23 protein-coding genes are annotated in these 26,425 nt (G+C 46.2%); 12 read left to right on the plus strand and 11 right to left on the minus strand.

The window, feature by feature from the left end:
• Positions 1 to 478 precede the first annotated feature (478 nt).
• Positions 479 to 1,453: a homoserine O-succinyltransferase gene (locus tag WH95_RS01555; RefSeq protein WP_052741690.1), complete on the minus strand. Its 975-nt coding sequence runs from the start codon at positions 1,451 to 1,453 to the stop codon at positions 479 to 481.
• A 212-nt stretch (positions 1,454 to 1,665) separates the two neighbouring features.
• A complete protein-coding gene (locus WH95_RS01560) occupies positions 1,666 to 2,400 on the minus strand; it encodes a FadR/GntR family transcriptional regulator (protein ID WP_046501992.1) in 735 nt (244 codons plus the stop codon).
• A gap of 163 nt (positions 2,401 to 2,563) precedes the next feature.
• Here WH95_RS01560 and WH95_RS01565 point away from each other — a divergent pair, with 163 nt between their 5' ends.
• The 8 genes from WH95_RS01565 to WH95_RS01600 all read left to right on the plus strand — a co-directional run bounded on the left by WH95_RS01565 (position 2,564) and on the right by WH95_RS01600 (position 10,261).
• Entirely contained in the window at positions 2,564 to 3,574 is a 1,011-nt protein-coding gene (locus WH95_RS01565) for a TRAP transporter substrate-binding protein (RefSeq protein WP_046501995.1), read from the plus strand.
• A 62-nt stretch (positions 3,575 to 3,636) separates the two neighbouring features.
• Complete coding sequence (locus WH95_RS01570) at positions 3,637 to 4,143, plus strand: TRAP transporter small permease subunit (protein WP_046501997.1); 507 nt, start codon at positions 3,637 to 3,639, stop codon at positions 4,141 to 4,143.
• Positions 4,144 to 4,145: 2 nt separating this feature from the next.
• The gene (locus WH95_RS01575) at positions 4,146 to 5,465 is read left to right on the plus strand and encodes a TRAP transporter large permease (protein ID WP_046501999.1); all 1,320 of its coding nucleotides are present in this window, start codon (positions 4,146 to 4,148) and stop codon (positions 5,463 to 5,465) included.
• Positions 5,466 to 5,480: 15 nt separating this feature from the next.
• Positions 5,481 to 6,671 (plus strand): L-rhamnonate dehydratase, encoded by a 1,191-nt coding sequence (gene rhmD, locus WH95_RS01580; RefSeq protein WP_046502001.1) that lies wholly within the window; start codon positions 5,481 to 5,483, stop codon positions 6,669 to 6,671.
• Positions 6,672 to 6,685: 14 nt separating this feature from the next.
• Positions 6,686 to 7,414, plus strand: a complete 729-nt coding sequence (locus WH95_RS01585) for an SDR family NAD(P)-dependent oxidoreductase (RefSeq protein WP_046502003.1) — start codon at positions 6,686 to 6,688, stop codon at positions 7,412 to 7,414.
• An 18-nt stretch (positions 7,415 to 7,432) separates the two neighbouring features.
• The gene (locus tag WH95_RS01590) at positions 7,433 to 8,284 is read left to right on the plus strand and encodes a fumarylacetoacetate hydrolase family protein (protein ID WP_046502007.1); all 852 of its coding nucleotides are present in this window, start codon (positions 7,433 to 7,435) and stop codon (positions 8,282 to 8,284) included.
• A gap of 414 nt (positions 8,285 to 8,698) precedes the next feature.
• The gene (locus WH95_RS01595; RefSeq protein WP_046502009.1) at positions 8,699 to 9,244 is read left to right on the plus strand and encodes a hypothetical protein; all 546 of its coding nucleotides are present in this window, start codon (positions 8,699 to 8,701) and stop codon (positions 9,242 to 9,244) included.
• A 117-nt stretch (positions 9,245 to 9,361) separates the two neighbouring features.
• Positions 9,362 to 10,261, plus strand: coding sequence for a BKACE family enzyme (locus WH95_RS01600; RefSeq protein ID WP_046502011.1), 900 nt, complete (start codon positions 9,362 to 9,364; stop codon positions 10,259 to 10,261).
• Positions 10,262 to 10,374: 113 nt separating this feature from the next.
• On the opposite strand, the gene WH95_RS20310 is transcribed toward WH95_RS01600, so the two are convergent.
• Both WH95_RS20310 and WH95_RS01610 read right to left on the minus strand, forming a co-directional pair.
• The gene (locus WH95_RS20310; protein ID WP_052741691.1) at positions 10,375 to 13,641 is read right to left on the minus strand and encodes a response regulator; all 3,267 of its coding nucleotides are present in this window, start codon (positions 13,639 to 13,641) and stop codon (positions 10,375 to 10,377) included.
• Between the two features lie 295 nt (positions 13,642 to 13,936).
• Positions 13,937 to 14,887 carry a hypothetical protein gene (locus WH95_RS01610; RefSeq protein ID WP_157845853.1) on the minus strand — a complete coding sequence of 317 codons (951 nt, stop codon included), beginning with the start codon at positions 14,885 to 14,887 and terminating at the stop codon, positions 13,937 to 13,939.
• Between the two features lie 337 nt (positions 14,888 to 15,224).
• Between WH95_RS01610 and WH95_RS01615 the strand changes: the two genes are divergently transcribed.
• Positions 15,225 to 15,716: an AAA family ATPase gene (locus tag WH95_RS01615; protein WP_046502017.1), complete on the plus strand. Its 492-nt coding sequence runs from the start codon at positions 15,225 to 15,227 to the stop codon at positions 15,714 to 15,716.
• 209 nt (positions 15,717 to 15,925) lie between these two features.
• Here WH95_RS01615 and WH95_RS01620 read toward each other — a convergent pair whose 3' ends face one another.
• The 6 genes from WH95_RS01620 to WH95_RS01645 form a co-directional block, all read right to left on the minus strand.
• Positions 15,926 to 16,558 carry a 2-dehydro-3-deoxy-6-phosphogalactonate aldolase gene (locus WH95_RS01620; RefSeq protein ID WP_204247665.1) on the minus strand — a complete coding sequence of 211 codons (633 nt, stop codon included), beginning with the start codon at positions 16,556 to 16,558 and terminating at the stop codon, positions 15,926 to 15,928.
• A gap of 14 nt (positions 16,559 to 16,572) precedes the next feature.
• Positions 16,573 to 17,460 carry a sugar kinase gene (locus WH95_RS01625; protein WP_046502023.1) on the minus strand — a complete coding sequence of 296 codons (888 nt, stop codon included), beginning with the start codon at positions 17,458 to 17,460 and terminating at the stop codon, positions 16,573 to 16,575.
• Between the two features lie 50 nt (positions 17,461 to 17,510).
• Positions 17,511 to 19,319, minus strand: a complete 1,809-nt coding sequence (locus tag WH95_RS01630) for an IlvD/Edd family dehydratase (protein WP_046502025.1) — start codon at positions 19,317 to 19,319, stop codon at positions 17,511 to 17,513.
• An 11-nt stretch (positions 19,320 to 19,330) separates the two neighbouring features.
• Entirely contained in the window at positions 19,331 to 20,638 is a 1,308-nt protein-coding gene (locus WH95_RS01635; protein ID WP_046502029.1) for a TRAP transporter large permease, read from the minus strand.
• Between the two features lie 16 nt (positions 20,639 to 20,654).
• Positions 20,655 to 21,236 (minus strand): TRAP transporter small permease subunit, encoded by a 582-nt coding sequence (locus tag WH95_RS01640; protein WP_046502032.1) that lies wholly within the window; start codon positions 21,234 to 21,236, stop codon positions 20,655 to 20,657.
• Between the two features lie 121 nt (positions 21,237 to 21,357).
• Positions 21,358 to 22,377: a TRAP transporter substrate-binding protein gene (locus WH95_RS01645; protein ID WP_082113934.1), complete on the minus strand. Its 1,020-nt coding sequence runs from the start codon at positions 22,375 to 22,377 to the stop codon at positions 21,358 to 21,360.
• Between the two features lie 364 nt (positions 22,378 to 22,741).
• Between WH95_RS01645 and WH95_RS01650 the strand changes: the two genes are divergently transcribed.
• The gene (locus WH95_RS01650) at positions 22,742 to 23,764 is read left to right on the plus strand and encodes an HTH-type transcriptional regulator GntR (protein WP_046502038.1); all 1,023 of its coding nucleotides are present in this window, start codon (positions 22,742 to 22,744) and stop codon (positions 23,762 to 23,764) included.
• A gap of 49 nt (positions 23,765 to 23,813) precedes the next feature.
• On the opposite strand, the gene WH95_RS01655 is transcribed toward WH95_RS01650, so the two are convergent.
• The gene (locus WH95_RS01655; RefSeq protein WP_046502041.1) at positions 23,814 to 25,196 is read right to left on the minus strand and encodes an MFS transporter; all 1,383 of its coding nucleotides are present in this window, start codon (positions 25,194 to 25,196) and stop codon (positions 23,814 to 23,816) included.
• A gap of 208 nt (positions 25,197 to 25,404) precedes the next feature.
• On the opposite strand from WH95_RS01655, the gene WH95_RS01660 reads away from it, so the two are divergent.
• Entirely contained in the window at positions 25,405 to 26,187 is a 783-nt protein-coding gene (locus tag WH95_RS01660; RefSeq protein ID WP_046502044.1) for a putative barnase/colicin E5 family endoribonuclease, read from the plus strand.
• Between the two features lie 49 nt (positions 26,188 to 26,236).
• The coding region (locus tag WH95_RS21445; protein WP_046502046.1) for a hypothetical protein at positions 26,237 to 26,425 on the plus strand (189 nt) is incomplete at its 3' end.

Below are 26,425 nucleotides of genomic sequence, written 5' to 3' on the forward strand. Positions count from 1 at the left end.
TAAATTACCTACCTAAATTACCCACCTGAATTACCTACCTGAATTACCTGGCCAATTGCCAGATCCAACCACCCAAGTTAAAGATCCAAGGTTACGACACCTTGATATCGACTGGGTTAACGAATGAGTAAATTAAACCTTAGCTTCAACAAAGCCATCATCCGGCTTTCACAGTCCCCAACCAACTAAAAAAACGATGGGACCAGCTTTGTGCCTGCTCACTGACAGGGCATCTTCTTGGGAAACGCACGCTATTTATGATAAATAAACCATAAATCCAGCCCAAAAGACTGCGCGGTTATGATGTATAGACAATCAAATGTCAAGCGTTGCATACCAAGTGCTACAAACATTTCCTAAAGCGTTACAGGTAATTTCTCACAATTGTTATCAGCATAAAAACAGGGACCGCAATAAACTCAAAGAGTTAATGGGTCCCCGCTTTAACTTGCTCAGTAATAGTACTTATAGTGCCGATTTATTCACACGCCTCGGGGATATCGTTGATATCGTATGGGGTCGCCTCATAGAGAGACTTGATCCAATTGCCATAGATTGCCGCGGTATAACGCCATGTATTAATCGGCGTCTTTTCGATATCATCATCCGGGAAGTAGTTCGGCGGGATCGGCAAGTCAGGGAACGACTTGATATCACGCAGGTACTCTTTCTTCATGGTATCCGTATCATATTCAGGGTGATTAAACATAAAGATCCGACGTGGATAGGTCTTGCACCCCTTTTTGAAGGCCTTGTTTTCAGCCACAAGAAAGATATCCCCATCGTCCGTGCAGGAAACAAGCTCCAGCGCCTTGTATCCTTCAACCTTATCCCGGTGAAGACGCTGCCAACGCCCAACAGGGATCGGGAAGCGGTCGGGCAAACCAAACAGAAGATCTGCGCTGTCGGCCTCTATACCATGTTCAAAAACACCCAGTGTCTTTGTTTTACCGTTATGACACTTGATATCATGGAAATAGCGCATCGCAGCAAAACCAGCCCAGCAAATATACATGGACGACAGCACGTTGGTTTTGGACCAGTTAAAAATTTCCTGAATTTCGTCCCAGATGCCTTCGCTTGTCACATCAGCGTCCAGTAAATTGACCCCCGTGACCAACAGGCCATCAAACTTGCGGTCCTTCACATCGCTCCAGGCGTTGTAATATTTGCTGATGTGCTCGCTTGGTGTGGATTTGGACTTGTGCCCCGCCTTGACACTGGCCACATAGCTGTCTGTCGTTACAAAGGTCAACCTGACCTGTAGCGGCGTGTGCCCCAACCATCGCGCCAGTTGCAGCTCGGTCGTTTGTTTGTCTGCCATCAAGTTCAGGATCGCAATTTCCAGCGGACGAATGTCCTGATGCAGGGCCTTTTCCTCTGCAATCGCGGTGGGGTCCCCAAGCGACGGCAAAAAGGGATGCGCTTCACTCGCTGTTATAACGATAGGCAAACTACTAATCCTCTAATGAGCAAACAAGTCTGTGCCCCTGTCCGCAATAAGGAAACACGATCAGGAAACCACGACAACAAAGATATAAACTAAACTTGATATAGATGGTTTACACTCAAATCAAGCCCACCCTAACTAAAACAAGCGAAGAAAAGAATACAATTATCTCTTCTAGTACTTCACTATTTTGAGATTGATAATTAAAGAACCGATTAAGCTATTTCTGCTTGTTTTGATATAATCTCCAAAGTTGAGCGTTCAATCGAATCAAGGTGTTTGGTCATTTCATCCCTTGCCTGATCAGGATTACCGGCTCTAATCGCTTCAGCTATAGCGATGTGTTCTCTTACGCTTCGTTTAACTGTAGCAGGGTTTTCGGTTGCCATCCGGCGAATATCCAATCCAAGATTATAGAGACCATCACTCAGGCGTGATAGCATTTCATTTTTAGAGAGTAACGAAATTCTTTCATGGAACTCCTTGTCCGCAATGCGAAATGCCACAGCATCTTTCAGTTTACGTTGCGCATTTGCGTGAATCATAAGTTCATTTCTAGCTTCAACATCCTGGCTCATTGCTGCTTTTGCTGCTGCCTCACTTTCAATGAGTCGACGACAATCAAACGTCCCTTCAATATTTTGATTAGAAATACTTAGAAAAAAATCTAAAGGTCCGAGCAACTTTTCAGCATCTAAATCAGTAATAATAGCGCCACCTCCGTGTCGAGTTTCTACGACTCCCAAGATGTTTAGAGCACTTAGTGCTTCACGAATAGGAGGTCGGCTAACATCGAATATTTCCATTAAATTACGTTCTGAAGGCAGTTTATCACCTGGTTTTAAATTACCGGATCGAATCAAATCTAGAATACGGTGAAGCACTTTTTCTGCCAGTCCTTCACGGCGAACTGGTGACTGTTTCAATTGGGAAAATACATTTTTGGACATCGATTAAACCTTTTTGGAACTCTGTCCTAGGAAAATTTCTCTAGACAAACCAAACATCAAAATGGTAATACCAGTGAACCAAATTGGTAATACCAGTACACCATAACTATGATAATGTTTACCATATAAATAACGCTGCTGAAATATAAACAGGGAGGATTCAATGAAACTTTTAAAAATTATAACTGGAGCGATCACGGGTGTTTTTGCTTTTTCCGGAATAGCAACAGCAGGCGAAGTCTGGCGAATTCAAAGCCATCTTCCTTCTGGTCATGTTGTATTTCAGAATGAACAAGATTGGATCAACGATGTAAATGCAATGCTGGGCGGGCGATTAACGCTTGAGTTGTTAGCAGGTGGTGCTGTTGTCCCGCCGAATGAAACAATTGATGCTGTGGGAGCAGGCATTATTGACGGAGATATAACTTCCCCTGCTTATTTCGCTGGTCGTGATCCCGCATTTGCTATGCTTGCAGATCTTGTCGGTGGTTATGAAAACTGGACGCAAGCGCTTGCTTGGTGTGAGCTTGGTGGCGGCAAAGAGTTGCTTCAGGAAATTTACAAAGAATACAATGCACATTTAGCAGGCTGTGCGAATGCCGGAATTGAATCAGTTGCTTCAACTAAACCAATTCGTAACATTGCTGATTTCGAAGGCATAAAAATCCGCTCACCACAAGGGCTGGCATCTTCAATTTTCTCGAAAATGGGTGCATCACCGGTGAATATGGGCATGGGTGATATTTTTCTGTCACTTGAAAAAGGAGTCGTCGATGCCGCAGATATCTCTAGCTATGCAATGAACAGTCAGGGAGGTTTTCACGAGGTAGCCAAATACCCTCTCTTGGACTTTCATTCATTGCCAGTTTTGTCAGTCTCTTTTAACCTTGATAAATACAATGAACAGCCTGACGATATTAAAGCTATTCTCAATATGGCCGTTCGTGATCTAGCTACCCAGATAAATCTAAAAGACATGATGAATCGCGGCAAGGCAATGTCAAATGATATTGCAAATGGCGTAGAAGTTATTGTCTGGAGCTCTGAAGATAGACAGGCGATGCGTGAAATTGCACGCGAGGTCTGGGAAGATGCTGCAGCCAAATCCGACCTTTCACGCCGAGCCTATGAAAGTCAAACAAACTTCCTAAAAATCATCGGCCTACTTGAATAAAGCCAGGCACCTGTACGGGTGGTAAAATACCACCCGTAGATTTTCTATTTAGGGAGAAAACCATGCGAGTAATTGATGCTGTTTCGGAAGGATCAGGCCGAATAATCTCTTGGCTGTTTCTCTGCACTGTCTTCTCAGTATTCTATGAAGTAGTAGGGCGGTATTTCTTCAACTCGCCATCAAGCTGGGGATTTGAAGTATCTCTTTATGGCAGCGCAGCAGCTATTATCATTGCAGGGGCTTATTGTACCAAGCACCAATCTCACATCGCCATAACGACACTGCAAGAAATAGTTCCCGTGAAAGCACGCCGTGGGCTCAAACTTTTCAATCTGCTTTTCGCTGCAGTAGTTTGTGCCGTCATGGCTTGGGCTACCGCAGAATGGGGATGGAAGGCGTTGATAAGCTGGCAACGCACTGGATCAGCATGGAATCCCCCGGCACCAGCCTTAGTTAAGCCATTAATTCCATTGTCTTTTGCTATGATGTTTTTACAGAACATCGTAAATCTCTGCAGAGTCTGGAAAGGTACAAGAGATACCTCGATTAATTCTGAAATCGAGGTGTAATTATGGAAATTTCCATTGAAATTGTTACCCTTATGATGTTGGGCGCACTTTTGCTACTGATGTTACTGGGTCAACCTCTAGCTTTTATTACCTTGTCAATTGCAGTTGTTGGCGCATTGGTTTTTGTTGGCCCCAATGCTTTACCCCTATTGGCCAGTCGCATATATGCTTTTGTCACCGAACCTGTACTGATTGCCGTACCAATTTTTGTTCTTATGGCAACAATTCTCGAACGATCTGGTGTTGCCAAAGACATTTATGACGCGATGTATGTTTGGGCCGGCGCCCTCAATGGCGGCGTAGCTATACAGACTATGATTGTAGCTGTTCTACTCGCAGCAATAACCGGGATTGTTGGCGGAGAAGTCGTGATGTTGGGATTGGTGGCATTACCACAACTCCTAAGGCTTGGATACAATAAACATCTGGCGCTAGGCATACTGGCCTCTGGTGGTGCATTGGGGACAATGATTCCTCCTTCTATCGTACTAATCCTCTATGGTTTGACGGCAGGAGTTTCCACAGGGCAACTGTTTATTGCAGCCGTGATTCCAGGGCTTGTCTTGGCTAGTCTTTACATTCTTTACATATTTGTTATGTGTCAGTTAAATCCCACGATTGGTCCCGGATTACCTAAAGAGGAATGCCTTCCATTACTTGAGCGCATCAAACACCTCAAAAAAATGGCTGGACCATTATTAATCGCAGTTTGGATACTTGGTAGCATCTACACGGGAATTGCTTCTGTGACGGAATCCGCAGGCATAGGATGTGTCGCGGCAATGGGGATTTCATTTTTCAGAAAAAAATTAACTCGCGAAACACTTCACCAAGCGCTTATCACAACAATGGATACTTGTGGACGTCTCTTTTGGCTCAGCTTTGGCGCGGCAGCATTAATCGGGGTGTTTAATATCGTCGGCGGTTCAAAGTATCTAGTTGAATTGATGTCCGGCCTATCACTCGGTCCCACTGGAATTATTCTGGTAATGATGGCCATTCTTATCGTTCTGGGAATGTTCATGGACTGGATTGGAATCCTAATTCTGACCATGCCAATCTTTGTTCCCATCATCAAAATGCTTGGCTTCGATCCTGTGTGGTTCGGTATCCTGTTTTGCCTGAACATGCAAATGTCTTTCATCTCTCCCCCCTTTGGCCCTGCATGCTTTTATCTCAAAAGCGTCGCGCCTCCAGAAATCAGTCTTGGGGATATCTTTCGCGGAGTACTGCCATTTATGCTCATTCAAATTGCCGCTTTGGGGCTGTTGATTTCCTTTCCAGAGCTCGCAACCTGGCTGCCCTCGATACTGTCTTACTAACCTGAAAGCAAAATAATGAAAAACCCTGTAATCAAGGATATTCGTGTCTCACTTGTCTCCGGCAAAGGTGATGGTGGAGATTATCATTCGCAGAAAGAAGGGCACTGGATCATTGATACTGATATATCCAATCCCATGTCTGGATACGAGCAATATCGGGCTTCTCGTACCAGTTGGGGAATTGGAGTACTTGGTTCCATCCTTGTAGAAGTCGAAGATGACCATGGTAATATCGGTATTTCTACTGGTTTCGGAGGCGAACCAGCAGGTTATCTTATCGAACAACACTTCGCACGTTTCATCTGTGGGGCAGATCCTCGTAACACCAATATGTTGTGGGACCAAATGTTTCGCGCATCGATGTTTTATGGACGCAAAGGACTGGCTCTAGCCGCAATTAGCGTTGTTGATCTGGCAATCTGGGATCTACTGGGAAAAATCCGACAGGAACCTGTTTGGGCCATGATCGGGGGAAAAGCTAAAGAAAACCTTGAATTTTATTACACGGGTCCAAGACCCGATATTGCGAAGAAGAAGGGTTTTGTAGGAGGAAAAGTCCCTTTGCCGTTTGGACCTTCCGCAGGCATGAAAGGGTTTCGTAAAAACGTAGAATTTTTGACTGCGCATCGGGATGCAGTTGGGGATGACTTCCCTCTCCAAGTGGATTGTTATATGTCTCTGAACGTTCCCTATGCAATCGAATTAGCAAAAGCCTGCCAACACCTTAACATTAACTGGTGGGAAGAAGTTTTACACCCAGACGATTTTGATGGGTTCAAAATGCTAAAACAGGCGCATCCACAAATTAAATGGACAACCGGAGAACATGAATACACTCGTTATGGTTTTCGCAAGCTTATTGAAAACCGCTGTGTAGATATCTTGCAACCTGACGTCATGTGGGTTGGCGGTATGACTGAACTGCTACGTGTATCAGCCATCGCAGCCGCTTATGATCTGCCAGTTGTACCACACGGTAGTGGCGCATATTCAAGTCATTTTGTCATCACTCAACCGCATTCGCCGTTCTGTGAATATATATCAAACAGCCCGGACGGGACTGAGATCTCACCAGTATTTGGATCACTTTTCACCAACGAAGCCGTTCCAGCTAATGGACACATGACTGTTGGGGATGAACCCGGTTTTGGCCTGGAACTCAACACAAAGACAGAACTGACAAGATACAAGTCACAAGCGGCTTAAGGAGACGAAACAATATGAAAAATCAGATTGCGGTAATCACAGGTGGAGCTCAAGGTATCGGTTTGGCGGTTGCTCAGACTTTGCACGCTCAGCACGTAGATATTGTAAGTTGGGATATTGATGAGAGCAATACCAAGGCAATGGCAATGCTAGGCGACAGTGCTACAGCGATAAAATGCGACATAACTGACCTAGAATCAGTTCAAGCCGCTTATGCCGAGACGTGCGAACGGGTAGGTATACCAACAATTATGGTCAACAGTGCTGGCATTTCTGGCCCCAATGCTCCACTTGACGAATATGATATCGAAGCCTGGCACAAGGTTATAGATATTAATCTTCATGGTACTTTCTACGTAAACCAGGTTTGTGTCAAAGGAATGAAATCGAATGGCTATGGTCGCATTACAAATGTAGCGTCAATTGCCGGAAAAGAAGGTAATCCAAATGCCTCTGCCTACTCAGCCTCGAAAGCCGCTGTTATTGGGTTAACCAAATCCCTTGGTAAGGAATTAGCCGGACTAAATATTGCGGTCAATTGTGTTACGCCCGCAGCTGCACGTACACGGATCTTCGATCAGATGAGTCCAGAACATATTGAATACATGTTGTCGAAGATTCCACGTGGTCGTTTTTTAGAAGTAGAAGAAGCTGCAAAGATGATTGCCTGGACGGTTTCCCCTGAAAATTCCTTCACTACAGGTGCCGTGTTTGACCTTTCCGGTGGACGGGCCACTTACTAAAGCAGGATACAAGATAAAATGAAATTAATGAGAGTTGGCACTAAGGGCCAGGAAAAACCGGCTGTAATGGCTGATGATGGTTCTATTCGCGATTTGTCCCAAATTATAACTGATATTGCAGGTGATACCCTGAGTGACACTGTTCTGGAACAACTCCGCCAAGTAGATTTACAATCTCTACCAGAGCTATCTTCGGACGAGAGAATTGGGCCTTGCGTGGGTCATGTAGGAAAGTTCATCTGCGTTGGTTTGAATTACGTCGATCATGCAGAAGAAAGCGGCTTGCCCGTTCCAGAAGAACCAGTTTTATTTATGAAGGCGACAAGCGCAATTGTTGGTTCAAATGACAATGTAATCATTCCTAAAAATACAAATAAGGTTGATTGGGAGGTAGAACTTGGTATTGTAATTGGCACTGAAGCAAGTTATGTCAGCCGCGAAAATGCCCTGTCTCACGTAGCCGGATATTGTGTTGTTAATGACATTTCAGAGCGCGGATTTCAGATTGAGCGAGGTGGGCAGTGGGTAAAAGGAAAATCCTGCGACACGTTCGGCCCTATCGGTCCTTGGCTGGTAACCCGCGATGAAATAGAAGATCCACAAAATCTCAATCTTTGGTTAGAGGTTGACAACCATCGCTATCAAGATGGAAATACTGGTACGATGATTTTTTGTGTTGATGAGATTGTCTCCTATATTTCGCAATTCATGAGCTTGCAACCTGGCGACATCATCTCAACAGGAACGCCTCCCGGTGTCGGTTTGGGGCAAAAACCTGAACCAATTTACCTGAAGGCTGGTCAAGTAATGAAGTTGGGAATTGATGGCCTGGGTGAGCAACAACAATTAACTGTCTCGCATCAAAATTGAGTAAAACTCAGCCGAGAACTTGAATGCTTGTGAGAGGACGTAATTCAATCACATTGTAGAATGCGGTGTAGTTGAAAATATAAATCCACTGGGGATAGGCTTTATAGCCCTTCTTGAAAGCCTTATTTTAAGGTATCCCCCTCGTCCACGCAGTTAGCAAAGTCCAGCGGTCGTGCCCAGACCTTAGTCCACTCCAAACGCTGCTAACGCCGCACTAGGATTAAGACACACCCCAGAAAACCAATAACCCTCTAATGAGCAAACAAGTCTGTACACAAATACATAACAGAGATTTGCCGAACTTTTTACTCAACCGGTCTTAATTTTGCCTTCGTGTCGGCGTAAAAGGACAACCCAAACAGAAAATAATCTCTCTTAAATTGCCAAATACAACCGGGTTTTCATGTAATTATCATGTTTCTTTTATTCATCCTGTTTTTATTTGCCACCTTCCTGATCATTACAACTGCCGTGGCAAAAACACCCAAAAATTTTGCAAAGAAATCTATACTCATTATCGTGTCATTTTCAGGACTCTTGAGTTTCCTCATAGGTATTGTTTATTTCATTGATTATATAGAAAGCGAGCCGGGAAACGCTATTCAATCCAGTTATCCTGCTTTGAAACTTTCTGAATATGAAGTGATCTACGAAGAAAGCTTCAACGGCATGTTCGGTGGCGGGACAACTATACTTCTGAAACTACCCGATAGTCTCTCAGAAAGTATAATTCAGAATTGTGAAGACTTGGGGTACTTTCGCATAAAACATACCGACAACACCTTCGGGATAAATATCAAACGAATCATAGGACTAAATCACGAAAAGCTTGGTATTGGTGAAAAACCCGCCTGTAAATCCAAGAGCTCACGCATATACAACAATCCATATAATCTCCCCGATGAGAGAACCTTTATTCTCGACAACGGGTACCTCTACTATCATTCATCTTATCTCTAAGATGATCAAAGCTTTATAACCATTGATATCTGCATCAGATAACCGCTTGTTCTCCCTCATAACTTGGGCCAAAGTAACATAAACAAAACAACAAACCTTAAGCACCAGAGCAGCCTTATGCCCCAAACACCCATCAGACCCAAAACCCAAAAGAAAACCATTCTGACCTGTGCCGTGACAGGGAGCCTGACCAAGCCGGAACAGCATCCCGGTCTGCCGATTACGCCAAAGCAAATAGCAGAAGCTGCACTGAATGCGGCCAAGGCCGGGGCAGCGATTGTGCATTTGCATGTGCGCGATCCCCAGACAGGCAAAGGGTCTATGGATCTCAATCTTTACGAAGAGATGGTTGGTCTGATCCGTCAGGAAAATCAGGACGTGATCCTCAACCTGACCACGGGTGAAGGGGGACGTTTTGTTCCCTCCCACGACGACCCCAAAATCGCGGCCCCCGGCAGCACCCTGTGCCGTCCCGAATTGCGTGTGGCCCATGTGGAAAAGCTGAAGCCCGAAATCTGTACCCTTGATTTCAACACCATGTGGTCCGGCGAAGCCGTTGTGATCAACACGCCACGCAATGTAGAGATCATGGCGGATCGTATCTATGCCACAGGCACCAAGCCGGAAATCGAGCTTTTTGACGTCGGCGATTTGAACATGGCACTGGACTTTCTGGACAAGGGTATCCTGAAATCCCCGACTATGATGCAAATTGTGATGGGGGTTCGGTATGGCATTTTACCCACGCCGCAAAGCCTGATGTATCTGGCATCACAAATTCCGGAAAATACCGTTTGGGCCGCCTTTGGCATTGGTCGTCACGAGTTTCCGATCCTTGCCCAGTCCTTTCTGTTGGGCGGTCATGTACGCGTGGGTATGGAAGATAACCTGCAAATCCGCAAGGGCGAACTCTGTCGCGATAATGCACAGCTTGTCGAAAAAGCCGCTGATATTATTGACAATTTGGGCGGCGCATTGGCCACACCGGACGAAGCCAGAAAGATATTGGGCCTTTAAATTTGGCCCTAAACAAAACCTAAGCCTGATCAGTTCCGATAGAGATAGGTTACACGACCCTTTGGGCAACAAAGAGGAAAGATAAAATCGGACGGGAACTCACAAAATGGCAGCTAGGCGATCTTTTCACCCAGTTCAGACCGGTTTTCATCCAGATAGTTCCGCATAATTACCGCAACTTCGTTACAATTACGAACAAAACCCGGAATCAACGCATAAGCTTGTGCAGCTTTGTCATCCTTAATAAGTGTTTCAAGCTCTTGCGCCTGGTTCCCAAGCCCCGTTGCGCCAAGCTCAAAGCAAATGGGCTTGAATGAATGGGCGGCCGACTTAATGGCTGCATTGTCCCTCTCATCCATTGCGATTTGCATATTCGGTGCCGTCTGAGTGGCAAATTCGACAAAACACTCGATAATGGGAATGACCCTGTCCCCGATCTTATCTTTCAGGCTTTCAATTTCGGAAAAATCAACGAGCTGTTCCCCCGCCTCTTTTACCGACGGTTTCTCATTTGATGTTGTTGCCGGGGCTGTTGTTGTCGGGGCTGTTGTTGAAGCTGTTTCTGTCTTCGTCGAATTTCCGGGATCATCCGTTCCGTGACCGACAACCCACTTTTGCAAAACCCTTTCCAAATCATCAATTTGCACTGGCTTGGAAATAAAATCGTCCATCCCGGCATCCAGACATTTCTGACGATCGCTCGCCATGGCATTGGCAGTAAAGGCAATAATAGGCAGGGACTTGCGCTCGTCCTCTAGCTCACGAATTTTACTCGTTGCCTCAAAACCGTCCATTTCCGGCATATGGCAATCCATAAAGATAATATCAAATTGCTGCTGATCTAACTGTCCCAAAGCCTCCTTGCCGTTTCCAGCCGGGGTGATCAAACACTCATAGCGCTCAAGGATTTTTGTCGCGATCATCAAATTGATCGGATTATCTTCGGCAAGGAGCACCCGTAACCCCGCTAGCTTGAGGTTTGCTTCCTGTTTCAGCTCAGCTTCGTGAAAACTATGCCGGGTAAAGAGTGGGGTTTCATCAACCTTGTCCCGCGTTGACCAGACCGCGGCAAGGGTAGAACGAATAATACCGGGGAAAATAGGCTTGGTCAGATAACCACGAAAACCAAGGTCTTTGACCAACTTGCCATCCCCGCGTTCCGGCGACGATAACATCAATACCATTTGCGGGGTTTGAATATCCACATCCGCCAGAATTTCGCGTGCCAGATCGTGCCCATCCATTCCAGGCATACAATAGTCAGATAACATAAGATCAAAGGGTCGTGCCTTTGTCGCATCTTCGCGTAACTTGTCCAATGCGATTTCTGCTGTACTTGCCAAATGAATTTCCATGCCAAGATCAGCCAGTTGCTCACTGATAATTTCCAATGACACTCTACTGTCGTCCACCACCAACAGCTTGAGCCCATCGAGTGATTCCTGGGCTTGAGTCGCCGCAAGCTCTCTAGACGCCACCAATTTTTCCTGACGACCAAGTTCTATATTAAAGCTAAAGCAAGATCCTTTGCCCAGCTCACTTTGAACAGATAGCTCCCCGCCCATCAAGGTGATCAGATCCCGACAAATTGCCAATCCCAGCCCCGTGCCACCAAAGTGACGGGTTGTAGAGGCATCAGCCTGAGAGAACTTTTCAAAGATCAATTTTTGTTTGTCTTCGGCAATACCGACCCCGGTATCGTTGACTTCAAAATCATAATTGATCCGCCCGTCATCCATTACTCTGGACCGAACACGAATATACACATGCCCGCGATAGGTAAACTTGATGGCGTTGCTCAGAAGATTGAGGAGAATTTGCCGGATACGACCGGGATCACCCACGACAAAGCGTTCCATGTCCACCGAGAAACTGACCAAAAATTCGATGTCGTCATCTTTATCTTTGGGGATAACCAGATCAACCACATCTTCGACAAGCTGTTGCATGTCAAAGGGAATAAGCTCCAGATCCAGTTTACCTGCTTCAATTTTAGAAAAATCGAGCACATCGTTTATCAGGCCGAGCAAAGCATCCGCCGACTTCATAACAGTTTCCGCAAAACTGTGCTGTTTAGGTGACAGATTTGTGTCCAGCAAAAGCCCGGTCGCCCCGATAATACCGTTCATCGGCGTCCGGATTTCGTGGCTCATACTCGCCAGAAACTCTGATTTTACCTGATTGGCTTTTTGTTCCTTCAGGGCCAAGGCATCCAGCGTTTTATTTTTATCCTCCAAGACCTGGTTTGCTTTGTTCAGATCTTCTGTTCGCTTGAAAACAATCTGGTTTAGATTATCGTTCAAATCCTTGAGCGACATAGCCATATCCCGAAACGATTGCGAAAGATCTTTTGCTTCCTGCCAACCTTTGGTTACCGGGGGAATATCAAATTGTCCCGATGCCAGATGGCTTGTCATCAATTTTAGACGATCAATGGGTCGAGCGATAAAATAGGCAACCACAATGCCCGCAAAAACAGAAATCAGGGCAACAAGGCCCGCCAGCCAGATCAAGGATTGGGTCGCCTCATCATAAGAAGCATTTACCTCTGCCTCGTCCATCTTCACAACCAATCCCCAGTTAAACTCAGGAATAAACCGTGTAAAAGCCCTCACTGGCTCATCTGTATAATCCGGCGCATAGCGCATAATTTGTTCGTTACCAGCCAAGGCTTGAATGATTGGCACATCTAGACGCTCTTTTGATACCCTTCGCGTAAAGGCTGCTTTTTGATCACGGCGAAGAGGAACGGCAAAAAGAGCATCACCATTGGTCGTACGCACCGCAATCAACCATTCCCCGGTTAAACCCAGCCCACTTCTGTCTTTGATCAGGTCCGTCAGGATATCGGCATTGAATTCGACAGAGATATAGCCAATTGCGCGGCCATCCTGAATAAGCCGAACAGCACTTTGAACAACACCATTTCCCTTGTTCAAAAGACGGATCACATAATCTTTTTCGGGAATCAGAAAAACACTGTCATCTGCTTTATCCCTGGCTTCTTCCGGGACTGTCGAAGCGACTATTTCACCTGCGAGGTCAAAAACCTCGATGGCCTTCAGTCTGCGCATGTTGCCCTGAGCATCTTTTAGAATTTTTGTGATTCTGTTCTTGTGCTGCTGTTCTTTTGTCTGGTTCCATTTGTCCAGACTAATCCGCATCTGGGTTCTACTGGCGATTAGGGCGGTGTTATCCCGCACCCGATCAACCACCGCCAGAACACGTTTTTTCGCGATCAAAGAAACCGCAGACAAATTTTCTTCAATCTGTTTTTGATGCTGTTCGGAAGAATGCTGGGTATAATATTGAAAGCTCAGAATAAACGGCACAATCGAAACAAGCAAAAAAGCTGCAATCAACATATGCTTTAATTTCATCGACACTTAATTCCCAGCTAATAATACAGTTCGTACTTTACCGTCCTGAACTACACCACACTTACGCCCCAGATCACCATACAACGGGAACAATCGATCGACGCCCTTTTCCAGATCGGCATCAATATTCCATTCCCAAACAACACAAAAATTTCAGGCTGACAACGACCACAACCTGTTAGTGTATAAAATACAGTATAAATACAATTCGTTAATTTTTATTACCCAGAGGAAATTTTATTTTTTCAAGCGGTTAACAGTCGGAATCATCAAAATACAATAAACCAGCAGGAATTTATTCCACAACGTTTAACAGGGGTCGTTTCGTGATAAAATAATCAATCGTTGTTCGCCGAAAATCAGGGTCCCCGTCGTTCCATTCTTCGTGATAGGATAAAAATTCAAGCAGGGTTTCATCACTTAACAACCCATTGATTTTATCAATTACCTCTTGCCCCATAGGATCATTACGACAGGCCACATACACATTTTTGTAGATATTGTGCTCCTTAAGCGGATAGGAAATATATTCATCCGGCAAATTATTGACACGCATCTGCGTTCTGATGGTACTGGGATAGCCCAAAGTATAGTCTGCCCGTCCATGAGCAAGCAGATTTAGATCTATGATGTTTTCTGTGCTGTACTGTTCGATCAGATTTTCCGCCCCCAAATAGGGCTTCAGATAAGGATAGAGTAAGGGGTATCGGCTTTGCCCCGCTTCCAGATTGAAATCCACGTTCATGATCATCAATTTCAAATCAGGCTGTTTTAACAGAGCTTCCAATGAAACAACCGTCCCTTTGGGCCCAATGCGTTTTTGATGGCGCTTATGGAAAATAGCCACATGCGGCGGGGTAAAGCTATAGGGCTTTGATTGAACCAGTTCCCCCGGAAAGAAGCCACCCCACAAATGCACGGAACAACGGTTTGGTTTTAAAACCTCTCTGCTCCACCGGGGTATGTTTACCACGCGCACACTGTGATCGTACTGCGGTAAATTGCGTATGAAAAAAGCAAGGAACTTATCGGCATAGCCCTGTCCCTTCCACGGTCCACGGTGGATAAATTCGGGCGGCAAATCCCAAACAAACCAGATCAGAGGCTTTTTCGGTTCCAGTGACGCATCATTATTTCCGGGGGGACCATCATCCGCATAAAGCGGCGAAATGAATATCGCTAAAAAGGAAAGTATGAACACACGCCATAACAATGTGTATGAAGCATTGATAATACGTGATATCACGCCAGCAATCTCCTCTATCCACCTAGCTGCCATAAAACAATAACAAATTACAGCTGTCCTGTCTTTTGATATCATCTTTTCGACACCTGATATTTTCCCTACCTGTTAAGCCTCAAGGTATGGTTCAATTTTTCCATACTAATCAATTAATTAAACGTCTTACCTGACAAGACTTCATTGCATTTCAGACTTTTAAGCCCTATTCTTACCCCTGCGGGATCTTTACCGTTCAGAACCTGAAAAAACCTAGAAACAAAAGCGTAAAAACAAATACAACGCAGTAAAAAAACACCCCAACTTAACATGGAATACCCATTAATAGAAAATATTAGGGATCATGACAGACATAAAACCAACACTTCATCTGGTCTGTGGCAAAATTGCCGCGGGGAAATCAACACTGGCACGCGAATTGTCCATTGATCCCAAGGTTATTTTGATCAACGAAGATACCTGGCTGTCCCGTCTCTATCCCGAAGAAATCAATACTATTCCCGACTATGTGCGTTGTTCGGGCCGTCTGCGCAGTATTATGGAAGATCACCTGCAACAACTGTTACAGGCCGGGGTATCCGTCGTGCTCGACTTTCCCGCCAACACACCGGACATTCGCGCATGGATGCTGGGTATCGCCACCCGTGCCAAGGTAGAAAACAAACTGCACTATCTGGATGTCAGTAACGACCAGTGCAAAGAGCGATTGCACGCGCGCAACGCATCGGGTTCCCACGAATTTGCCCCCAGCGACGAAGAATTTGACGTGATTACCAGCTATTTCGTACCGCCCCAAAAGGACGAAGGATTAAACATTATCCTTCATGTTCAATAAATCACCTTATAGATACAATACAAACTAGTACCTCTTTGCAGGCATTTTCATTATTTATGGCTGAGACTGTATTTATGGCTGAGACTGTCGCGCTGGCTTGTCTCCCTCTACTAAGCGCAACGTACTAGGCACATCAGTGCAACGCGATCACAAACACTATAGCCTGCTTCATTATATCAGGTGATCATGACCATCTATCAGCACGTCGTTTATTGGCTGGCATCCCGATAAGCCTGAACCAGTTTGGCCGCTTCTTGACCAACATCCACGGCCGCAACACCGGGCTTATAAAGTGATGAGCCCATACCCATGGCATAAACACCAGCCGCAACAAACTGATGCATGTTTTCCGCACCTATTCCCCCTGTGGGACAGATCCGTGCGTCAGAGGGCAAGACAGCAGAGATTGCTTTTATAAAAGAAATACCCAGGGTGTCTGCGGGGAAAATCTTTAATATATCGGCCCCCGTTTTTAACGCCTTAAAACACTCTGTCGGTGTAAAACAGCCTGGGATTGACAACAGGCCAAGTTCTTTTGTCCGCCTGATAACCTCTTCATCCATATTGGGAGAGATAATTACCTGACCACCAACAGCTTTCACGCGCTCGACATCTTCTGGTGTCAGGACAGTTCCCGCCCCAAGAATAATATTATCCCCGTGTTTTTCCTTAATTCTTCCTATGGTTTCATCCCAATCCGGGCTGTTGAGCGTTACCTCCATAAAGGGTATACCGTTATCCACAAGAGCATCTGATACCGGGACGGCCTCGTGTGGTTGAATACCTCGCAGGATGGCAACAAGTGGCATCTGCTTAATTCGGTTGTGCAATTCATTCATCATAACCATGTCCTGAATTAATTAAGTCTAGAGAGATCAATCTCAACAATTGATCCCTTGGCACAGACAACCTGGGCCGCAGTTTGATGCGCCCGGTCAAGAGCTTTGGTAAAAGAATCACCCTCTGACCTGGATGCCAAATAGGTGCCGATAAAAGCATCGCCAGCTGCTGAACTGTCCACCACGTCTGATACAGCTATAAAACTTTTAGAAACTATATTCTGGCCGTTCTGCCAAAGCTCAGCCTTTTTACCGCCACAGGTTAAAACCCACTCTGCCGAAGCATATTCAGTGGATAGCCCCTCAACGTCTTGCAAGTTATACAGACTTGAGAGTTCTTCGTCTGAAATCTTGACGATATCAATTAAAGGCAGGATTTTTCGGGCAAACTCACAGGCTTCTTCTTGCGACCAAAGTTGAGCACGATGGTTATAATCAAAGACAATCCTTGCCCCTTTTTCCTTTGCTTCGGCAATTGACAAAATCAGATTGTTTTTGTTTTCAGTAATCGCCGCGGTAATCCCCGAAAAATAAACCAAATCATAACCGGACAAATCTTGGGGCTGGTCAAAAAGATGGCGGGCAGCGGACTGTCCTCGCCAATAGCCGTATTGCTTTTCACCCGCAGCATCATTGCCAAGAATAAATAAACCGATCGTACGGCCGTCTAACAATTGCACTCGACGGGTTGAAACGCCATGTTGTTCCAGAAAATCGATACATTCTCTGCTGATGCCATCGTGCCCCAACCCAGTTAGATAATCGGCCCGGATCCGCCCCTGGCTTGCCACGTTTATGTAGTGCGCCACATTGAAAGTGTCGCCGGCAAAGCTCTTTTTAAAAAGACCCTCACCGACATCCGACATCTCTAGCATTACTTCGCCAATGGAAAGTATTTTGGTCATAACGTTTTTGTATTCTCTTGATCTACAGCGATTAAGGTTGGAACCACCGCCTAATGACTATCCCGTGGCAACCCTTTGCTCTTCGCGATGCGTTGATATTTGACCGCTGGTTTCAAGACCATCCCTTCGGAAAGTTGGTCAATAATACCACGCTGGATTTCCTGCCAAGGGGTTTGATGTTCCGGAATTTTATATCCTCCCGACTTTGCCAGTTCCACTTGGCGCGCTTTAAGTTCAGCATCGGAAATGAGGATATTTGCCTTACCCTTTTTGAGATCAATTCGAACCCGATCACCATTTTTTAACAACGCAAGCCCCCCACCGACAGCAGCTTCCGGCGAAGCATTGAGTATGGACGGCGAGCCCGATGTTCCCGACTGCCTACCATCACCAATACAGGCCAATGACGTTATCCCCTGTTTCAAAAGGTAATCCGGCACCCGCATATTGACCACCTCGGCAGCACCGGGGTAGCCAATGGGGCCAGCGCCCCGGATAAAAAGAATGGAATTTTCGGTAATGTTCAACGCGGGGTCATCAATTACCTCGCGATAGTGTTCGGGGCCATCAAAGACAATAGCATCCCCTTCGAAAGCATCAGGATCTTCGGGATTGTTGAGATAACGATCACGAAATTCTTCGGATAAAACACTTAGCTTCATAATTGCTGAATCAAAAAGATTACCGCTTATCACTTTAAAGCCAGCGGCAAGCACCAGAGCCGAATCAAAGGTACGAATTACATCCGGATTTTCAGATTTTTTACCCCTGTAATTTTCACCGATACTTTTACCAGATACAGTTGGGCAACTTTCATGGATCAAGCCTTTGGATATAAGTTCCGAGACCACGGCTGCAACGCCGCCTGCCCTGTGGAAATCTTCTGCAAGGTATTCGCCCGCGGGTTGGAGATTGACAAGCAAAGGCACATCCAGACCATGTTTTTCCCAGTCTTCGATATCGAGCTCTACCCCGATATGTCGCGCAATCGCTGTTATGTGGATCGGCGCATTCGTTGAACCACCAAGTGCCGAGTTCACGACGATGGCATTTTCAAATGCCTCTCTTGTCAGAATATCCGAGGGCCTGATATCCTTGTTCACCAGCTCAACAATACGGCGGCCGGTTTCATAGGATATCTGCCCACGTTCGCGATAAGGTGCCGGAATTGATCCCCCACCGGGAAGTTGCATGCCCAACGCTTCTGAAAGCGAGTTCATGGTCGATGCTGTCCCCATTGTGTTGCAATAGCCGGCAGAGGGCGCGGAATCTGCGGCACGCTTCATGAAATCTTCGTAGTTAATCTCTCCCTTGGCATGCAACTCACGCGCTTCCCAAATCGCCGTACCTGACCCGCAGAGACGACCACCTGAATAACCATTGAGCATCGGCCCACCGCTTAACACAATAGCAGGAATATCAACCGTAGCCGCGGCCATCATGCAGGCTGGCGTGGTCTTGTCACATCCGACGGTAAGTACGACCCCATCCAACGGATAGCCATACAGCACCTCGACCAATCCCAGATAGGCAAGGTTGCGGTCCAATGAAGCCGTTGGCCGTTTACCTGTTTCTTGTATCGGGTGAACCGGAAATTCCAGTGCAATTCCCCCGGCGTCACGAATACCATCACGTACACGCTTGGCCAGTTCAATATGGGGGCGGTTACAAGGTGAAAGATCTGACCCGGTTTGTGCAATACCGATAATAGGCTTTCCGGATTGCAGCTCTTCACGAGTCAGGCCATAGTTCAGATAACGTTCAAGGTAGAGCGCTGTCATGTCGGGATGATCAGGGTTATCAAACCAGGCCCGGGATCGTAATTCTGTTTTCTTCTTTGACTTCGGTTTATTTGACATAAGTCATTCCCTTAACGGCCGGTCAAGCCAGGGAATGCGATAAGCAAGCCCACGGCGACAATCTGAATACAAATAAAGGGGAGCAGTGATCGGAAAATAACACCTAGGCTAATATCAGGCGGTGCCACTGACTTAAGATAAAAAGCTGCTGGCCCAAAAGGCGGAGAGAGAAAACTAACCTGCATATTCATAGCAAAGAGAACACCGAACCACACGGGATCATATCCGAGTGAAATCACAATCGGTACGAAGATCGGCATAGTCAAAAGCGCGATCCCGACCCAATCGAGAAACATACCCAGCACAAAAAGTATCAACATCATAAAGAGGATAATGATAATACCGTTATCAGAAATTCCTGTAATTAACGCCGAAACAAAGTTAATCCCGCCCATAAGGTTAAAGACCCCGACCAGCGCACTTGCACCGATACCGATCCAGACAATCATCCCACAGGTCGACAGTGTTTGAACGGCTGCACCCTTGAACATGGCAAAGGTAAATTCCCCCCGGATAATGACCGAGAGCAAGACCCCCGCAACACCAACAGCCGAGGCCTCTGTGACAGACGCAATCCCCCCATAGATCGACCCGAGAACAAAGATCACCACCATGATCGGCAGGATAATCCCCTTCAGCAATTTTAGCTTTTCCTTAAAAGGAATAGGTTTGATTTCAGGTTCTGGCGCCAAATTTGGGTTAAGATAACAACGGATCAAAACATAGGCGACATAGAAACTTGCCAACATCAATCCGGGAATAAAGGCCGAGGTAAAGAGATCACCAATGGAAACGCTTGCTGTTAATCCGTAAATAATGAGCACGATAGAAGGTGGCACCATTGTTCCAAGAGATCCCCCCGCGCAAACGACACCTATGGCCAGGTTGCGGTCATACCCCTGACGAAGCATCTGTGGCAGCGCTAACAAACCAAGCAAGATAATCTCTCCGCCGATAATCCCACTCATGGCGGCAAGTACAACAGCAACAAATATCGTCTGAATGGCAACCGCACCCCTGACACGCCCCCCGACAAGCTTCATGGCATCAAAGAGATCACGTGCAATCCCCGATCGATCTAATAGCGCGGCCATAAGGACAAACATGGGGACCGAGACAAAAACAAACGAGGATACGAAAGAATAAACCCGACTGGTGATCAAGGGAACAGCCATAGGGCCAAACCACCCCAGCGCAAAAACCAAGGCAACCAGAAGTGTAACAAAGGCAAGTGGCATGCCAGTCATTAACAGGACCAACAGCATAACAAACATGACCAGCGTCCCGTATTCAACGCCGAGCAAAGAGAGATCAATCATCAATTCAGTTCCGATATCAGGCGTCTTTTGGGGTTGGTTTATTACGGATATGAGAAACCGCAAAAATGATAAATTGCACGGTCATAACAATCAGTACGGCAAGAAGAAACATTTTCAACAAGGCCGGAATTGGTGGGTTCCAAGCACTGCCACTTGTTTCAAATCGTAATTCTCCACCTGGGGTGAAAATAGCGCGTTTGACCAGCAACCAGGCAGCATAGGAAAAAAAAGCCGTCGAAATAGCACAGGTAATATATATCCCAATATCCAAACAGCGTTTGACCTTGGGACCTACGTAATCATAGATAATTACGACGCGGATATGCTTGTTGTGCGAGGCAGAAAACAGGCCACCAAAAATGAACCCGACAGCACAGAGAAATGTTGTCGTCTCGTGCGCCCAAAGCGTCGGGGCATCAAAAAGATGACGTAAAACAATTTCGTAAATCAATATCGCCATACTTAAAACAAAACCAAAAGCGAAAACGGAACCCAGTTTATTTATCAGGCTTCCAAAGCGTCCAGATTCCAACGGGACTGTTTCTTTTTCAAGCGCCTCTAGCTGATCCAGCGGATGGTCTTTTTTTTGATCAGTCATAACTTACTCCTGGTCAATACAATACCCGGGAGAACCATTGCTGAGAACCTGGTCATAAAAGATGTTTTAGACCAACAAGTTACATCAGGATCGGTTCTCCCGCCGTATTGAAAACCTCTTATCAGATCAGGCCCTGACTTGAGAGGTATCCAAGAAGAACATCATAAACCTTTTGCGCATTTTCAGAACGTGATGCCACTTTTGCCCACTGATCTTTCGCAATTTTACGGAATTTTGCTCTCTCTTCAGCTGACCAGTTATGGATTGTCAACTCTGGGTCTTTACTGGCTTCTGCAACAGCCTGCAGATCTTTCATCGCCAATTTGGATGTCATGTCTGTCGCAAAATCACGTACAGAGATTTCCAGAATTTTCTTGAGATCAGCAGGAAGTGCATCCCACTTTGCCTTATTCATAGAAACTTCGATCATCGGCATGGAATGGAAGCCAGGGAACACAGGGTGTTTAGCAATGTCGTGCATGCCTTGGGCATGGTTGGTTGAAAACACCGTGTAATCAGCGGCTTCGATTACTTTTTTATCCAACGAAGTAAAGACTTCTGATCCTGGCAAATTCACCGGCGTAGCACCAGCAGCAGCAAAAACTTCCTGTACCATACCTTCGGGTGCACGCATTTTAAGACCTTTAAGATCGGCAACACCATCCAGTGGTTTTGCGGAAATGAAGGCTTCAAGCCCCGGTGTGGTTGCGCCAATGAAATGCAGGCCGTATGGCTCTAGAATTTCGTTCATCAACTCTGCACCACCACCATAGTTGATAAAACGCAGCATTTCAGAAGGAGAAGACCATGCACCAACTGGATTTGCAATCAATCCAAAGGCAGGGTCTTTACCCGCAAAATAGCTGGTGTCCGTAATGTGTCCGTCCAGAATACCACCGGCAACCGCATCCTGAGTTTCAGAGTGTTGAACAACCGAGTTTACTGGAAGCATCTCAATTTTGAGACGACCGCCAGTCATCTCATCAACGCGTTGCGCCCATTCCTGTTTCAAAATAAAATTAGGATTACCAGCAGGGTCGCTGGACTGGAACTTAAAGTTATAATCCGCTGCAATGGATGCTGTTGACATCAAAGCGGCAGAGAGCCCCATAACAAGGCCCGTGGTGAGTTTTTTCAACATTTTTGTTACATCTCCCAAGTGTAAAACACATCTCATTCTCAAAACAGGATGGCGAACTTTCTTACGTGAGAACGCCTTAACCTGTTGTTTGTAATTTATTTATTGATGCGATAGCTCTGGCTTCCAACTTCCCTTTTTTTGGTAGCGCTACCACAATGCGGTTTGACAATATGGTAGCGCTACCATATTGTCAAACGATGAAATTAAAATAACCGTATTCTGCGCTGAACTTTACAGAAATTCAGACCGCTACAGGCACTTTTAGCGCTCTCTGAGGCGTCGAATACGGACCTTGTAAAAGGTCACTGCGGGTATTAAAAAAACGAATTAACAGAGATCTGATAAGACAGAGGAACAGTAAGAGTTGGGGAAACGCAGAGGATCAGGACGCGCGACAATTACCGATGTTGCCGAACATGCCGGGGTTGGCGCCATTACCGTCTCTCGCATGATGCGCGATCCATCAAAAGTATCTGAAAAGCTACGTAGTCGGATCGAAAAATCAATCCGGGAACTGCAATATATCCCCGATCCCAAAGCCCGTGCCCTGGCCTCGGGTAGAGCCGATGTCATCGGTGTTCTCATTCCCTCACTCAGCAATATCATCTTTGCCGATACGTTGCGTGCTATTCATGACAGTACCCAAAATACCCCCTATCAGGTTTTAATCGGAAATACGCGCTATGATGCCGAAGAAGAGAATCATTTGCTTTCTCTCTTTCTCGCCCAAAACCCCGCGGCGCTTATTGTCGTTGGCATCGATCAATCGGACAATTCGATCAAACTTTTACAAGAAGCGAACATTCCCGTCGTTCAAATATACGAAATAGGCCAAAACCCGATTGATATGAGTGTCGGCCTGTCACATATCGCAGCCGGTGAGGCCATGGTTGAACACCTTTTGGACCAAGGTTTTTCAAAGATAGGTTATCTGGCTGCGCGTCTTGACCCCCGGATGGAGCGCCGACTTGAAGCCTATCGCAAAAAACTCAAATCACTTGAATCATTTGACCCTAAGCGTGTGATCCTTACCAACAAGGCTTCTTCGGTTAATATAGGGCGGGAATTAATGCGACAACTTATAGGCTGTGCCCCGGATACTGACGCCGTAATTTGTGCCAATGATGATATTGCTCTGGGGGCACTTTTCGAATGTCAGGCCCAGGGTATATCCGTGCCAGAACAAATGGGCATTATCGGTTTTAACGACCTTGAAATGATGCAGGCCGCATATCCATCCCTAACCAGCATCAGAACAGACCGTTATAAAATAGGCACCTTGGCCGTTGATAAAATCCTGCAAAGACTTAATGGCGACGAGACTGATCAAAAACAAATCGATACAGGTTTTGAGCTGATCCAACGGGACAGCACATCCCGACGATAGTTCTGGGTTTATAGCCCTCTTGCCTGCCTACCCCTTTGTTTTGAGGCCTTTAGGTTTTTCTGGGGATCAACAGCACCAGAAAGTTCGCCACCAACAGCATTGCACCCAGAAAATAAAAGGCCGAGATCAAGCCATATCGATCGGCCAAGGCCCCGCCGATGATCGGGGCAAAGGTGGTCATGGCTGACTGTACCCCGAACAGCACAGATGTCGCGGTGCCGCCGATATGCGGCGGGGTCATATCCATCAGCCAGCTATGAACCACGGGACGCACGGCAAACAGCCCAAAGCCAAGCATGGCAATACCCGCCACAAAAACCGTCGGATGATCAATCAGGGTCAAGAGGATCAGCATAACCGTGGTAATGCCCAAGCCCCCGACCACCAGCGGCCTACGCCCGATCCTGTCCGACCAGATCCCGGCAACCGGGGCCGCAATCAACCCGGCGGCCTGAAAGGCAAACAGCGCCAAGGCCAGATGAAAAGGCGACAGGTTCAACTCATTCGCCAGATAGAGCGGCAAAAACACCAACAGGCCCGTCTGTGCCATATTGCGAAAGCCGGACATACAGCACAGTACCATCACCGCCCGGTTTTTAAGCAAAGACCCGACCCCGGCGAGATACTCTCTTGCGCCGATTTTTGTGCCTGTTTTCTCGTTCTTTTTTTGGCGAACTTCCTCGCTTTGGGCATAATCCCTGCCTGATATATCTTTATCCGATATGTTTTGATCTGGCCTAAAATTATCTGGCATATGTTTATCTGGCACGCTTGTCTGCGAGGGTTCACCAACATGCGATACTAAAACCGCCGAAGATACCGAAGTCACATTTTCCCTTTGCTTTCGAGGGCCAACCCGCTCGACAAAAAAGAGCAATAATCCGGCAACCACAATCGGCACAACAACGCCCGCCTCCATCGTCGCGCGCCAGCTCAGGGCAGCCAAGACAGGGGCCATAATCACAGGAGCAACAGCATCGCCAAGGTTGGCCCCTAGGGCATGAATGGACAGAACATAGCCCCGCCGATCCGCATAGCGCAGGGACAGGTAAGATATGGCCGCTGGATGCCACAGGTTATTGGACATGCCGATAAAAACCATCGCCAGCACCAGCAAAGGATAGAGGCTGACCGCCCCCATGGCATAAAGCGCCACCGCCCCCACCAGGAGAGAAACCACCTGCCATAAAACCCGACGCCCGGTAATATCCACCAGCGGCCCGCTAAAGACATTGGCCCCGAAAGAGGCAAGGGAAAAGACCGACGCAAAGGCCCCGGCCTCTACATAGCTCAACCCCAGATCCTGCGCCATAAAGGGCAACAGAAAATAAAAGGTCGCAATCACCCAATGCGTCGCCCCATGCCCAAGACCGACAAGGTAAATGGGATTGTCTTTTTTAACCCGGGAAAATGCCTGCGCCGCCAGCCCCATAAAATCGTCCGTTATTTATCGTGAAAACGGTTCTGTTTCCCCTGCCTGTGCATATAAACGATCTTGAAAACTTCCTGACTTTAGGAGCAAAGAGATCGCAATCACAAGAGATAAATAATGCATAACCATACAAGACAAGTCGAGATGAATTGTAACGCAACCCATCAGCGATAATCCTTAAAGCCTCCCTATTGCAAAGGATATCGAGATGGTTCAGGTCATAGATCACGCTGAAAAGCTTTATGGTAAGCCCGAGATCGTTCAAAAAGCAAAGCGACCACGGTACCAAGCAACGCCACTGGAACAAAATGTACAGCGTTGGTTTGGCCTGGAGCCAGGCCCGCGAGAAACAGTATTAATTCCCAAACCAGCTATTACCTTCAAGAACGGAAAAAGAACCCGTGACTGGTCAAACCTGAAAGCCCCGTCACTACTTTATGATCTTGCTAAGGCAGTGGCCCTTCCCGGACATGTTCTTGAAGGTGGAAGCTATACACATCAGGATACCGTTGATGCAGCTTTTAACATGGTTGGCGGAGGCTTTCTTTCTGGAGCAGCAGTTCCCAAAGCAACAACCAGAGGCTCAGCCATTCTCAGCATGAATGGCGCAAGAACGCCCTTTTACAAACGTTCGACATCAACTGTGAGAGAGTTCTCAGATGAAATTGCCAAGGTCTTGGAAACAAAAACTTCATCAAAAGGCAAAGTCTTCCGAGAAGATCTTGGCGAGATATCTATAGATTTTGGAGATTCAAAAGCAGGTCTGCAACATATTATTAAGCAAAGAACTGAGAAAGATGGCATCAATGGTGAAGCTTTTGTTAGAGAACGATTACCTAAGATTTTGGCAAAGGGTAAGCTCACTAGATTTGATGGCGATTTTGGTGAAAGAAGAGCAACAATAGAAACAAAAAATGAATTAGTTCGTTTAAGTTTGATGAGGTATGATAAAAAAGAGACTTGGTTAATTACAGCCTTCGAAAAATGGTAAAATTCTACTTAATTTATCCCCAATCTTTATTAATTATTGAGCATAAAAAATGATTTCCAATGACGAGTTTATCGCAAAAAGGCTCCACAAAGAGATAGCTTCCCACCTCAAAACTGGTGCTATAGAAATTGTTAATGAAAAGGATCAGCTTTCAATAGATCATCATTTTGATCCCATGGGTTTCCCCAGAAGAGTAGAGGAAATTCATTGGGAGATCGTTCCAGATTCAGAGCATTAT

The sequence above is a fragment of the Kiloniella litopenaei genome (assembly GCF_000982415.1).
Taxonomy (GTDB): Bacteria; Pseudomonadota; Alphaproteobacteria; order Kiloniellales; family Kiloniellaceae; genus Kiloniella; species Kiloniella litopenaei.